Consider the following 12,992-nt stretch of genomic DNA (forward strand, 5'->3'; position numbering starts at 1 on the left):
CGCTCAGCCTTCGGCCGCCAGGGTCTCCAAGCGTTGCCGGAAGTGCGGCCAGTCCTGTCCGAAAGCCTTCAGAAGAGGTAGGCCCGAGACCTTGTCCAGGTCCACCCATTCCAGGGCAATGCTCTCGTCGTCATTCATGCGGGGGTCGACATGGTGGCCGGGACGCTCGAAGGCCAGGATGGTCGTGTAACCCCAGGGACCATGGTCCTCCAGGTAGGACCCCACCACCTGAATGTCCTCCGGGCGGATGTTGGCCTCCTCATAACTCTCGCGCAGACCGCCCTCCAGGGGGTTCTCCCCGTCGGAGATGGCACCGCCCGGCACACCCCAGGTGCCGCCCTCAGCGCTCCAACGTGCCCGATGCTGCAGAAGCACACTGACCGGCGCGCCGCTGCGGACATCACGCCGGGCCAGCAAGACACCGGCAGCCCCATTGAGCCCCCAGTGCCGCTTGCCGCAGGCGCAGTCCACCCATCCGTCGCCAGGCTGATGGACGTTCTCCGCGGGGGCGGCCAGTCCTTCAGGACCATGCGTCGATCCGTCGGCCGGCTGACGCTCGGGCATGACCCGTTCGGCCCAAAGGTCAGACCAGGAGACACCCAGCTCCTGGGCCAGGGCGCGCAGGGCGGGCATGCTCAATCCCATCACCCCACTGGGGTCGCCTTCGACGCCCTGAATGAAAGCGCTGCCCAACCCCTCCAAGGTGAAGGATCCGGCCACCTCCAAGGGTTCGCCGGTGGCTACATAGGCCTGCATGGTGGCCCGGTCGTAGTCTCCGAAGATCACTTGAGCACTGCTGACCGCCCGGGCCCGATGTCCGGTGGCCAAATCGATCAGGCAGTGGCCGGTGACCAGGGTGCCGGTTCGGCCACGCATGGCCATAAGCCGCTCCAGAGCACGCTCCGGCTTGTGAGGCTTGCCCATGACGACCCCGTCCATGCTGAATAGCGAATCACATCCCAGCAGGAGGGGTCCGCGCTCGGCATCGATCATCCCGCCCCAGGCCCCAAGGACCTGGCTCATGGGATTCCGGGAGGATGCACCGGAATCGCTCTGGTTCAGAGGCCTGAACGTGACCAGTTCGCCCCGCGAGCGCCTTTCGGCATCCTTGACGGCATCCATGGTCGCTTGGACAGCCGAGGCCTTGGCCTCAGCCAAGACACCGACCCGTTCGCACGCATCCAGGTCATCCAGGTGACGACCTGATTTTCCGGCCTGTTCAGCCAGGACTGCTGGCTCATCCACCTTTGAGGGTCGAATGATGGGGTCAATGCCTGCCTGGACCAGAAGCCGACGCCTGGAGGGGGAGGATGAGGCCAGGATGAGCGGGATATGCCTGTCTTCAGTGTTCACGATTGCCTTCCTGGTCCCGTTCCACCTGAACCCCCTGGCAGTCCACATCCAGGGGCAGAATCCGCCAGCGACCGGAATCCAGATAGTCCTTGGCAAGGGTCCGCAGCTGATTTTCAGCATCCCCGTAGTGCAGGACGATAATGCACGGTCCAGCCCCTGAGACGGCCGCCGCGTAACCCTGACGGCGCAGGAGCTGCAGGAGCTTGGTCGATGAGGGCATGAGCCCGGCCCGGTATGGCTGATGGAGCCGATCCTGGGTGGCTACGAAGAGCAGGGCGTTGGCCCTGGCAGCCTGCCCGACGGCCTCGGTCCCCAGGTCATCCAGTGAGCCGGGGTTCAGAGCGCCGGGAATCAGGGCAGCCCGCGAGAGGTTATGAACGGCATCCGCGTAAGGCACCCGGTTGGGCAGGGCCTGTCGGGCCTTCTGTGTGGACAGATGAGCACCAGGGACGAAGACTGTGGCTTTGATGGCCGGATCCACCTTGTAGCGCAGGGTATGGTAACCGCCCTCCAGGGGTGCGCCCCCGGCTATGGGCAGGGAACCCACCCCTTCGCCAGTGGCCAGATCATAGGAGACGGTCAGTCCCCCGTAGACTGCAGGCGCCACATTGTCGGGATGTCCCTCGATCTGGGCGGCCAGCGCGAAGACGGCATCACGGCGCAGAGGGCCGGCGTGGGCGAAGGCCGCAGCCGCCGCAATCCCGGCCACGATGGCCTCAGCGCTGGATCCCAACCCCCTTGCCTGGGGAATACGATTGACGGCGCGCATGATGAAGCCGAACTTTGGCAGACCAAAGACCTGGCAGGCACGTCGGAAGGCGGAGACAACCAAGTGGGTCTCGTCTCTGGGCAGGGTCCGCTCCCCCTCCCCCTTGATGACCACATAGGCGGTGGTGTCGCCCGGGTCCACGGAACGGGTGAAGACGATCTCGTCGTGGTAGTCCAGTGCCAGGCCGACCGCATCGAACCCCGAACCCAGGTTGGCACTGGTGGCCGGCACACGCACCCGCACGGTGGACGGACTCTCTGTGGCAGCCGTCATCATTGGGCCTGCCGATCGAATACGCGCAGGATGGAGGCCTGCCCGGTGACCGAATCGAAGGTGGAGATCCGCTTGACTACCTGTCGCAGGGTCACCTCGTCGCACAGGTGGGTGACCACGCGCAGCTGCTGAATCTCACCGCTGTAGCCCGGGTCATGCAGGGTGGGCTTGATGTCCTGGTTGACTCCGTTGATGGAGATGCCCGCCTCGGAGAAGACCTGGGCGATGGCCGCCAACACGCCAGGCTTGTCGTGAATCAGGAAACGGACGGCAAAGGCAGCCCGAGATGCATCCAGCGGAGCCATGGGAATGTTGGCGTACATGGGAATCACCGGACCCATGCCATGCTGGACGATGTGGCGGGCCTCGGTGACTACGTCCCCCACAACGGCCGACGCTGTGGGCGCTCCGCCGGCACCCCGACCGTAGAACATGAGGTCGTCGGCGGCCTTGGCGGTGACGAAGACCGCGTTGAAGCTGCCATGGACCGAGGCCAGGGGGTGGCTGTCGGGGATCAGCGCCGGGTAGACCCGGGCGGAGATGCCCTGCTCGCCACGTTCAGCAACGGCCAGAAGCTTGATGACCCGGTGCTCGGTCTGTGCGGCCGCGATATCGTCGGCGGTGATGGCGCGGATGCCCTCCACGGAGACATCATCCAGACGCACATCGGTGTGGAAGGCCAGTGTGGCCATAATGGCGGCCTTGGCGGCTGCATCCAGCCCGTCCACATCGGCGGTGGGATCCGCCTCAGCGAAGCCCTTGGCCTGGGCGTCGCGCAGGGCCTGGTCGAATTGAAGACCCTTGGTGGTCATCTCATCCAGAATGTAGTTGGTGGTCCCGTTGACAATGCCCACCAGGCTGGTGATGCCGTCGCCCACCAGGGATTCTCGCAGGGGCCGCACGATGGGGATGGCCCCGCCCACGGCCGCCTCGAAGTAGATGTCGACTCCACGCTCTTCGGCGGCCCGGTAGAGCTCAGGGCCATGCTGGGCCAGAAGGGCCTTGTTGGCGGTGACCACGCTGGCACCGGACTCGATGGCCTTGAGCAGCAGGGTGCGGGCCGGCTCGATGCCGCCGATCAGTTCGATGACGATGTCCGCCCGGGTGACCAGACCGTCTGAGTCTGTGGTCAGCAGGGAGGAATCAATCCAATCAGCCTTGACCTGGTCAGGGTGGAGGACGGCGATGCCCACCAGCTCCATGGGACGGCCCACTCGACTGGCCAGATCCCGGCTCTGCTCCACCAGGAGGCGGGCAGTCTGGGAACCCACGGTCCCGGCTCCCAGAAGTGCTACACGGATGGGCCTGACGGCCTCCTGCTGCTGCATGCGTTCAGGCATATGGTCCTCCATCCGCCCCAACGGGGCCTGTCACCGGGTGTTGCTCCATCTTAGAAAGCCAATCCGACACCCCTACTCACCCGAGCGGCTGGTTCCACCGGGGGCGAGGCTCATCCCTGGTCCAGGGCCAGCAGGTCATCCATGGTCTGCCGCCGCAGCATCAGATGGGCACCGGACTGGTCCAGACCCACCACAGGAGGGATCAGAGCCTGGTTGTAGTTGCTGGCCATGGTCCGCCCGTAGGCACCGGTCACCGGCACAAGGAGCAGGTCACCCCGGCGGATGTCCGCAGGCAGAGGCACATCCTGCACCAGGATATCCCCAGATTCACAGTGCTTGCCCACCACACGGGCCTGAATCCGGTCCACGCTGCCATGTCGGTTGGCAAGGACGGCAGTGTACTCGGCCCCATACAGAGCCGGACGAATGTTGTCACTCATGCCGCCGTCAACCGAAACGTAGGTGCGCACGCTTCCGTCAGACAGGGGGACGGGCTTGACGGTGCCCACCCGGTACAGGCTCATGCCACAGGGGGCCACAATCCAGCGGCCGGGCTCGAAGGCGATGACCGGCATGGGCATGCCCAGGCGACGGTTGATGGCGACCATGTCAGTCCCCAGGCTGGTCAATGTCCGGTCCAGATCCATCCGATCCTCATCCGGGGTGTAGGGCACAGAGAAGCCGCCACCCAGATCCACCTCGGGCATAAGGTATCCGTCGGTGGCCCAGAAGGTGTGCCGCAGCAGCATCATGCGCCGGGCGGCCTCGATGAAGGCCGAAGGGTCATGGATCTGGGAGCCGATATGGGTATGGATGCCTACCAGTTCCAGTTCCTTCTCGTAAGAGCGAATCTCCTTGAGCAGGGCAATGGCCGGGCCGTCGGCCAGAGCGGACATGGCTTTGATCCGGGCGGGATCAGCCTGCTCAGCGGGCCCGTTGGCAGCCGAATAAAGGGCCGAGGAGGACGGTGAGACCACGGAATCGCCAAAAGCCGAGGAGATGTCACCCTTTGTGGCCGCCGAAGCCGCTGCCCCGGCCTGCTCTGAGGTTCCAGGCTCAGGCCCAAGGTCCAGCAGGCCCACGTCGGTGCCCTGGGGCAGCAGGGGGATGCCGAACTTCTGATCCTCATGTGCCGTGGAGATGTACTCGTGGCCGCCGGCGTGCACGCCCACGGTCACCCGGAGCATGACCCTGGCACGACGCCCTTGTGCCCTTGCAGCAGCGGCGATACGGGCCGGCTCGTCAGGCGCATCGATGACGATGGCCCTGTAGCCCTCCCTCACAGCCAGTTCGATCTCCTGGTCGGACTTGTTGTTGCCGTGCAGGACCAGACGGCGGCCGGGGGCACCGGCGGCCCGGGCAATCAGCATCTCGCCCAGGGAACAGGTGTCGATATCCAGCCCCTGGCGCAGCATGATCTGCACGGTCTCCTTGCTGAGGAAGGCCTTACCGGCGTAGCTGACCCTGGTTGTCGCACCGCCCAGGTCTTGCAGGGCCGCCTGACGGAAGGCCGAGGCCCGTTCCGCCATCATCGCGGTGTCCATCAGATACAAAGGGGTGCCATAACGCTTGGCCAGATCCCCCATGGAGCATCCATGCATGATCATCATGCCCTGGTGATCCCGCTGCATAGCCCCGGGCCAGAACCCATCGGACCCCAGCCCGCACATCCCTGTTTCCATCAACGACCTCCCGGCGACCTTCAGGCTTACATACGGTCCGGGGCCTGGACGCCCAGCAGCTCCAGACCGTTGGCGATGACCTGCTGCACGGCGTCATTGAGCCGCAGACGCGCCGCCGCCCGAGCCGGCTGTGGATTCCTGTCCTCGTCCTGGTCCAGATCCGTCCGGCCGGTCGGCTCCATGGGCACCACGCGCTCCAGGTTGTACCAGCGGTGATAGACCCCGGCCAGCTGTTCCAGGTAGTGGGCCACCCGGTGGGGGGCCTTCTGATCGCCGGCAGTCTGAACCACATTGGGATAGAGGGCCAGGACGCCCAGAACTTCGTTGTCGGCGGCAGTGTCCAACAGGGACAGATCGGCGCCGGACCGGTCGATGCCTGCCTGGGCTGCGTTTCGATCCACATTCCTGGAGCGGGCGTGCGCGTACTGCACGTAGTAGACGGGGTTGTCGTTGGTATGCGAGGCCAGCAGGTCCAGGTCGATGTCAACACTCTGGTTGTAGTCGGTGCGGGCCAGGGAATACCGGGCGGCATCCACGCCCACGGCATCCACCAGATCGTCGATGGTGACCACGTTGCCTGCCCGCTTGCTCATGCGTACGGCCTGGCCGTCCTTGATGACGTTGACCATCTGGCCGATCAGAATCTGCATGTTCACTCCGGGAGTGTCCCCGAAGGCCGCGCAGATGGCCATCATCCGGCCGATGTAGCCGTGATGGTCGGCACCCAGCATGTAGATGGCCTCGTCGCAGGGATCATTGGGCCTGCGCCGCTTGTTCAGGTAGTAGGCGATGTCGGCGGCCACATAGGCTGCGTGGCCGTCGGACTTGATGATCACCCGGTCCTTGTCGTCGCCGTAGGTGGTGGAGCGGAACCAGGTAGCCCCATCCTTCTCGAAGATGTCGCCCTTGGCCCTCAGCTCGTCAATGGCCCGGTCCACCTGGCCGGACTCATATAGGCTATTCTCGTGGAACCAGACATCGAAGTTGACCCGGAAGTCACGCATGGACTGCTGGATCTCCGCGAACATCATGGGCACAGCCCGAGTGCGGAAGGCCTCGCGCTGGGGACTGTCACCCTCGGCGCCGTCCTCGTCGCGCACCCTGGGCATGGCCAGGATGTCCTGCCCTTCATCGGCAGCCTCCTTGACCACCCGGGAGGCAATCTCATCAATGTAGGAGCCCTTGTAGCCGTCGGCGGGCACGGGCTCGCCATGGGCCGCCGCCACCAACGATCGGGAGAAGCGGTCGATCTGCGTGCCGTGATCGTTGAAGTAGTATTCCCTGACCACCTTGGCACCGTTTGCCTCCAGGACGCGGGCCATGGAATCGCCCACAGCCGCCCACCGTGTGCCGCCGATGTGGATGGGACCCGTGGGGTTGGCCGAGACGAATTCCAGATTGAGCGTGCGCCCGCTCAGGTGATCGTTGCTTCCGAAGGCGGATCCCGCCTCCAGGACCGCATCGACCACAGCGGCCGCCGAGGCCGAATCCAAGGTTATGTTGATGAAGCCAGGCCCGGCCACATCCACCTGGGCGATCCCGTCTGCCTCTCGCAGGTCTTCAGCCAAGGCCTGCCCCAGTTCGACAGGCCTCATGCCAGCCTTCTTGGCCAGCTGCATGGCGATGTTGGTGGACCAGTCCCCGTGGGAGCGGTCCTTGGGGCGCATGACCGCCAGATGGTCGGCGTCAGGAACCATGTCGGGCTCCAGACTTCCCAGGCGGCCTGACTGGGCCATCTGGACGGCGGTCGAAGAGATGATACGGGCAAGTGCTTCAGGACTCATGCCCTCAAGTCTAGCGACGGCGGGGACCAGTATCCGGCCTGTCTCAGGCCAGAGCCACGACCTCGATCTCGACCAGGGCCCCCTTGGGGATGTCCGCGCCGCCGAAAGCCACGCGGGCCGGCCGCACCGAACCGATGAAAACCTGGGAGTAGGCCTGGTCCACCTGGGTGAAATCCTCCACCCGCCGCATAAGGATGGTGGCCTTGACCACCTTTTCCATGCCGCTACCGGCTGCATCCAGGATGTTCTTGACGTTCTTCAGGGCCTGGGTGGCCTGGTCGGCCGCAGTGCCCTCCACCAGCTCGCCGGTGTCCGGGTCAATGCCCAACTGTCCGGAGACAAAAACAAAGCCCCCGGCCTTCACAGCCTGACTATAGGCTCCCAAGGCCTGGGGCGCATATGGCGTGCCGATCTCTTCCGGTCCATCTTCCATGAGTCCGTCCTTTCTACAGGTCCGCCGCACCCATGTCGGGCCGAAGCCCCGGGCGGACACCGTCCACTATAGGAGTGCCCGCCCAGCAGAAGCGGTACCAGTCTCAGCCCTTGCGAGCCTCCTGACCCATCCAGTAGGCCAGGGAGCGCAGGTCGCCGGCCTCGTAGGTCTTGACGAATTTCTCGACCTGGTCCGGATCCGAGCAGGTCTCCGGGAACCGCATATAGCGGGTATCCAGAGGGCTGGCTCCTGTCAGCTTGATGTCAATGACCGAGGACCTGTCGGCCTTGCGGGCCTCTGAGAAGGCATGACGGGCATCGGCCACCGTGCGCACGGTGAAGCCCAGGGCGCCCATGCCCTCGCCGACCTTGGCCCAATCGGTGTCGGGCAGGTCCACTCCGCTCAGGGGCTGATGGCTGTCGTCGCGCTGCTCGGCCTCGATGTAGCCCAAGGACTGATTGGAGAAGACCACGTTGATGACCGGTGCATGGTACTTGAGCTGGGCCAGCACCTCTTCGCCGAGCATGGCGAATCCGCCGTCGCCGCTCAGGGAGTAGACGGTCGATTCCGGATGCTCCAGCTTGGCGGCCAAGGCGGCCGGCACGGCGTAGCCCATGGTGGCGTGCTTGCCGGAGACTGTCCAGCGGTTGGAGGGCTTCAGATGCAGCAGACGCAGGAAGTCGATGTCCACATTGCCCACGTCGGGGATGACAATGTCATTGTCCTCAAGCTGCTGATCGATGATGTGGTAGACGGGCTCGGGCCTCAAGGGCGTGCGGGTGTCTTCGTTGAAGGAGGCCAGCCACTGGTCCCAGTTCTCCTTGCTGCGCAGGCAGGCCCGGTAGAAGACGGACTCCTCCTGGTCCTGGCCGGCGGCGGTTATTGCCTTGAGGGCCTCGCGGGCGTCGGCCTGGATGGCCAGAACCACGTTGGCCTGGAAGCGCTTGCCCAGCTTGACCGGGTTCAGGTCGATCTGGATGACCTTGGTGTTGGGAGTGACGAACATGGACCCGAAGGGGTTGTCCGAACCCACCCAGACCGTCAGATCCGAGGTGTAGATGGCCTCCGTGGCGGTCTTGGTGGCCACACGGCCGGCCGACTGCAGGTAGGCAGGATAGGTGTCCTCCACGATCCCCTTGGCCGGGAATGTGGAAACCATGGGCATCTTGAAACGCTCGGACATGGCGACCAGTTCATCGCGGGCCCCGGCAGCGCCCTGGCCGAAGTAGAGCAGCGGCGCCTTGGCGGACTGAATGATCTCAACCGCCTTGCTGACCTGGTCGGCCGCAGGCTTCAGCGGCTCCGGCTTGCGGAAGTTAGGCGCAGATGCCACCGGGCGGTCGTCGATCTCAGCCCAGGCCAGATCCTTGGGGATGATGACCACGGAGACCCCATGGCTGGCATAGGCGCGGCGGATGGCCTCGTCCACCAGGGCCGGCAGACCTTGGGCGTTGGTCGCGGCCCGGGCGAATACGGCCACATCGGTAAAGATAGGCACCTCGTCCATGGCCTGGAAGAAGTCCATGTTCATAAAGGCCTGGGGCACCTCACCCACCAGGGCCAGCACCGGCACGCCGTCCTCGCGGGCATCGTAGAGGCCGTTGAGCAGGTGGACGGCACCGGGACCCGACGATCCGAAGCAGACACCGATCCGGCCGGTCAGCTTGGCCTCGCCGGCGGCTGCCAGGGCTCCGGCCTCCTCATGACGAACCTGGATGAAATCGATGCGCTCGCGCTCATTGTGGATGGCGTTCATCATAGAGTCGAAGGAACCGCCGGGCAGGCCATAGATGCGCGGCACCCCCCACTGCTCCAGGACGTGAAGGACAGCATCCCCTGCATTGATTCGATTGGCCATGTGAACTCCTTTGCTTCACCGGGGAAAGGATGCTCCGCCACAACGCGGAAGCGTCGATCCTCCCCGACGTTCGGTCTTACCCTTTTACTATGGCACCTGGAAACGAAGACACAAGCGGGCCGAGGGCCATGTTCCTCAAAAGCTTAGTGATTCACCACACATATCGTGACGCCAGGAGTGCGCTTACCTCATCCAGTAGATGCCGCAATCTCGGTCATTGTGACAGACAAGATCGTCTAAAGAAAAATCCCTGCGCTCTCCCTGCTGCAGGGATTGTATCCTGGTGGGCTCGAAGGGATTCGAACCCTCGACCTTCTGTTCCGGAGACAGACGCTCTATCCGCTGAGCTACGAACCCGACAACCACTTTCCAGTGGACAACAGAGACCATACTAGGACATTTTGCACAGTTTCGCACCCATGCGCGTCTTCACGTGTCGGTTAAGCTCATGCCGACATCGGCGTGTTACCCCAGGATTTCAGGCGTTTCGTGGGTATCGTGATGGCAAGGCTTCGTGCCACCGCCCCGGTTGCGCCATTGCATCCTCATGCGGTGGCGCGAAGCCGCCAACATTCCCGGATGATCTTCTCTCGGGATAGACTCCACTGTAGTTCCTTCACCCAGCCATCACAAGCGGCCTTCACATACCTGGACAACCCGAATGGGTCATGAACAGCAGATGGTGGCCGCGCCCGGCCTACCGTACCATGGGATGCATGGGCGTGAATGAAGACGAGGACGATTTCGAGTTCGAGCGCAGATTCTTCTGCCGGGACCTTCCCCGGGAGCTGCTCGGGGAGAGCCGACCGACCCTGATTGTGCAGAGCTACTACGTGCATGAGGACAACTTCGCTCTTCGTGTGCGTCTGCAGGGCCAGGTGGATCCGGTGGTGCCCATGACGGCCCGGACCGATGCCCTCCACACCCTGCTTGAGGAAGGCGACCACTTCGACGCTGCCTCAATGACGGCCAAGGGGCCCTCCGTCGGCGGCACCCGCTACGAGGCTGAACGGGCCATCGATCCGGGAATCGCCCTGGAGCTGATCCTGCGGGGCGGCATTCCCATCGTCAAGAACCGGTATGGGGTCTGGCTGGATGAGGATTGGTGGAACCTGGATGTCTTCGGGGATGGGAACGCCCCCCTGGTGGTGGCCGAGGTGGAGCGGACCGGGCCGGTGACCGACCTGACCATCCCTGATTTTTGCGCCACGGAAATCACCGACGACCCGCGGTTCTCCAACGACGGACTGGCTGACCACCCCTTCGGCAACTGGGCGGCTGATTTCGACCGGGAGCTAAAGGCCAGCGGACCACGCTTCCTTACCAACTTCGACGGGAACCGAGAATCCTGATCAGGCTACCGGCCAATGCCAGTACCCGGTAGCCTGATCAGTACATCAGCGTGGACAGACGACGACGGGCCTTGGCCAGCCGAGGATCGGTCGGTTCAGGAATGACGAAGTACTCCAGCAGACGGCGGCGGATGGGATCGGTCTGATCCCGGTGCCCGGCCAGAAAATCGAGCAGGCGATCGAAGGCGTCCTGGATCTGGCCGCCGATCATGTCCACATCGGCCACATCCAACTGAGCCTGCAAGTCGTCAGGGGCATCGGCAGCCGCCTGACGGACCTTGCGAACATCGGCCTGGGCTGACCGGGCCATCAGCAGGCACTTGGCCTGTTCGCGCTTGGCCAGATCGTCGGTCGAATCTGCCTGGACTAGCTTGCCGTAAGCCTCGGCTGCAGCTGCATAGTCGCCCTCCTGGGCCAGCCGGTGGGCCTCTTGATGGGCAGGCGGGATGGCATCGGCCGCTGCCTGACCAGCCTGCTGGTCCTGTGCCTGGTCGTTGGTCTCCTGGTAGGGGGCGCTGCCGGTGATGCCGGCCTTCTGCGCCATCTGGACCACCTGTGGGATGAGCTGATCGGTGATCTGGTTCATTTCCTCATCGGTGGGCAGTCCTTGCAGGATGGGCATGGGCCTGCCGGCCAACAGGGCAAAGAGGGCCGGGGCATCCTGCACCTGGAAGGTCTGGGCGATCTGCGGATTGGTCGCGATGTCGATACGGGAGAGCTGAATGCGCCCCTCCAGGGCGTTGACGGCCTGGGCCAGACGTGTGGCCAGGGGGAAGAGGCGGTCATCGGTGGGTACCCAGAGCAGAATCAGAATGGGGAAGGTGGCAGAGGTCTGAACCATGGCCTGGAAACTGGCCTCGGTTGTATCGATAACGTAGCCGCCGGCAGCGGGCGCCCCTCCCTGCTGGCCTGGCTCGGCATCAACCTGGTGCTTGAGTGCGCCCAGGTCGACTGCTCCTGCCAGCGAGACGCCCGGCTGCCCCTGCCCGTTTTTGTTCGCCATGTCAGTCCTCCTTAACCTGGCGGCCGCCGACTGCAGCTTCGGTCCGCCCTCGAATGCAAACTCCTGGAAGCCAATCTAGTCTAAAGTCCGGGCTTTCACCTAGCGCAATCCCGCCGTTCAGACCGCTTCCACCTTGATGGGCTCACGCTCGGCGCCCACGGCCCTAATGGGCTCATGCGAGTCCGCCGAGGGCACGTAGAGGGCGATCACGTTGACATAGGTGACCTTCATGGTGCTGGTGGGCTTGCCCTGTCCAAAGAGGGCCTTCTCGGCATCCGATGCGGGCGAGGACTCGCGGCCCTCACCCGCCTGCCTGATCCAAACCGAATCGATCCGGGCCACGACCAGGTCGCCTCCATCGGAGGAGTGCATGACCCGCAGCTGTCCCTGCGCCGGCGTGAAGGTCTGCGACTGGCTACCCTTGTTGGCTTGAATCCCCTGCTGGACCACCTGAGTCAGCGTACCCAGGGAGTTGCGGAAGTCATCCTGGGCGAACTCCTTGGCATATTTGCTGCCCTGGGGATTCTGCAGGAGGTCGGCATAGCGGCGCACGGCCTCCACCGGCGTGGCCTTGAGACCCTGATCGTCGCCCTGCCCCATCCTGGCACCGATGGTGGCCACCGGGAACTTGGGCAGCTGGGCTCCTTGGAAGAGCCGTGCCACACCCCAGAGCTTATAGTTCTCATGGGCGGACTCCTGATCCAGAACCAGGAGGCGCTTGGACTGCTGATCCTGCGTGGTGGTGGTAATCGAGAAAACCGAACGTGGCCAGCCCGGATCGCCGGGGATGACCGTCTGGGCGATGGTGGTGGGGATGGTCGTCTTGGGATCCAACTGCCCGGTGGCCCGGGCTATGGTCAGCTCGCTGGTGCGGATCTCCAACTGGGGGCCGCTGACCCGCTGGTCCAACCCGGCCGGGTCTTTGGCCTCGTTGGCCTGATCCAGAACAGCCCCGATGTTCTTACGGATACGGGCCTCCTGGGCCGGGGTCAGGTTGGGCGCGGGAGCTGTGGTTGCAGTGCTCTGAGGTTCGGTCCGGCTGGTTTGCGGAACCTGCCCTTCGCAGGCGGACAGCCCCGGCAAAAGGACCAGGGACAAGGCCAGTGCCGCTGCAACCCCTACCCTGTTCATCGGCTTGTTCATAC

The 12,992-nt window shown here is 64.3% G+C and carries 10 protein-coding genes and 1 tRNA gene; 1 reads left to right on the forward strand and 10 read right to left on the reverse strand.

What is annotated here, in order from left to right; translation table 11 throughout:
* Window positions 1–3: 3 nt before the first annotated feature.
* The 8 genes from H3T89_RS03740 to H3T89_RS03775 form a co-directional block, all read right to left on the reverse strand.
* On the reverse strand, window positions 4–1,353 hold the full coding sequence (locus H3T89_RS03740) for a Maf family nucleotide pyrophosphatase (protein ID WP_198203245.1): 1,350 nt from the start codon (window positions 1,351–1,353) through the stop codon (window positions 4–6).
* Window positions 1,343–2,395 carry a homoserine kinase gene (gene thrB / locus H3T89_RS03745; protein ID WP_198203244.1) on the reverse strand — a complete coding sequence of 351 codons (1,053 nt, stop codon included), beginning with the start codon at window positions 2,393–2,395 and terminating at the stop codon, window positions 1,343–1,345. Before thrB ends, H3T89_RS03740 begins: the two co-directional genes overlap by 11 nt.
* Complete coding sequence (locus H3T89_RS03750) at window positions 2,395–3,735, reverse strand: homoserine dehydrogenase (RefSeq protein WP_198203243.1); 1,341 nt, start codon at window positions 3,733–3,735, stop codon at window positions 2,395–2,397. Before H3T89_RS03750 ends, thrB begins: the two co-directional genes overlap by 1 nt.
* Window positions 3,736–3,845: 110 nt before the next feature.
* Window positions 3,846–5,417, reverse strand: a complete 1,572-nt coding sequence (locus H3T89_RS03755) for a diaminopimelate decarboxylase family protein (RefSeq protein ID WP_198203242.1) — start codon at window positions 5,415–5,417, stop codon at window positions 3,846–3,848.
* A gap of 26 nt (window positions 5,418–5,443) precedes the next feature.
* Window positions 5,444–7,201: an arginine--tRNA ligase gene (gene argS / locus H3T89_RS03760; RefSeq protein ID WP_198216282.1), complete on the reverse strand. Its 1,758-nt coding sequence runs from the start codon at window positions 7,199–7,201 to the stop codon at window positions 5,444–5,446.
* Window positions 7,202–7,244: 43 nt separating this feature from the next.
* A complete protein-coding gene (locus H3T89_RS03765) occupies window positions 7,245–7,634 on the reverse strand; it encodes a Rid family detoxifying hydrolase (protein WP_015022467.1) in 390 nt (129 codons plus the stop codon).
* Between the two features lie 103 nt (window positions 7,635–7,737).
* Window positions 7,738–9,492, reverse strand: coding sequence for a pyruvate oxidase (gene spxB / locus H3T89_RS03770; protein WP_198203240.1), 1,755 nt, complete (start codon window positions 9,490–9,492; stop codon window positions 7,738–7,740).
* Between the two features lie 281 nt (window positions 9,493–9,773).
* Window positions 9,774–9,849 (reverse strand) — tRNA-Arg (locus tag H3T89_RS03775).
* Window positions 9,850–10,214: 365 nt separating this feature from the next.
* Between H3T89_RS03775 and H3T89_RS03780 the strand changes: the two genes are divergently transcribed.
* Window positions 10,215–10,844: a hypothetical protein gene (locus H3T89_RS03780; RefSeq protein ID WP_033510829.1), complete on the forward strand. Its 630-nt coding sequence runs from the start codon at window positions 10,215–10,217 to the stop codon at window positions 10,842–10,844.
* A 37-nt stretch (window positions 10,845–10,881) separates the two neighbouring features.
* Here H3T89_RS03780 and H3T89_RS03785 read toward each other — a convergent pair whose 3' ends face one another.
* Both H3T89_RS03785 and H3T89_RS03790 read right to left on the reverse strand, forming a co-directional pair.
* Window positions 10,882–11,847, reverse strand: coding sequence for a co-chaperone YbbN (locus tag H3T89_RS03785; protein WP_110417677.1), 966 nt, complete (start codon window positions 11,845–11,847; stop codon window positions 10,882–10,884).
* A gap of 117 nt (window positions 11,848–11,964) precedes the next feature.
* Entirely contained in the window at window positions 11,965–12,990 is a 1,026-nt protein-coding gene (locus tag H3T89_RS03790; RefSeq protein WP_110417678.1) for a hypothetical protein, read from the reverse strand.
* Window positions 12,991–12,992: the final 2 nt, after the last annotated feature.

The sequence above is a fragment of the Bifidobacterium sp. W8114 genome (assembly GCF_016101165.1).
Lineage (GTDB): Bacteria > Actinomycetota > Actinomycetes > Actinomycetales > Bifidobacteriaceae > Bombiscardovia > Bombiscardovia asteroides.

Coding starts and splice junctions, on each gene's coding strand:
- H3T89_RS03790 (WP_110417678.1), bottom strand. CDS start 12,990: ATGAACAAGCCGATGAACAGGGTAGGGGTTGCAGCGGCACTGGCCTTG.
- H3T89_RS03785 (WP_110417677.1), bottom strand. CDS start 11,847: ATGGCGAACAAAAACGGGCAGGGGCAGCCGGGCGTCTCGCTGGCAGGA.
- H3T89_RS03755 (WP_198203242.1), bottom strand. CDS start 5,417: ATGGAAACAGGGATGTGCGGGCTGGGGTCCGATGGGTTCTGGCCCGGG.
- argS (WP_198216282.1), bottom strand. CDS start 7,201: ATGAGTCCTGAAGCACTTGCCCGTATCATCTCTTCGACCGCCGTCCAG.
- H3T89_RS03750 (WP_198203243.1), bottom strand. CDS start 3,735: ATGCCTGAACGCATGCAGCAGCAGGAGGCCGTCAGGCCCATCCGTGTA.
- thrB (WP_198203244.1), bottom strand. CDS start 2,395: ATGACGGCTGCCACAGAGAGTCCGTCCACCGTGCGGGTGCGTGTGCCG.
- H3T89_RS03765 (WP_015022467.1), bottom strand. CDS start 7,634: ATGGAAGATGGACCGGAAGAGATCGGCACGCCATATGCGCCCCAGGCC.
- spxB (WP_198203240.1), bottom strand. CDS start 9,492: ATGGCCAATCGAATCAATGCAGGGGATGCTGTCCTTCACGTCCTGGAG.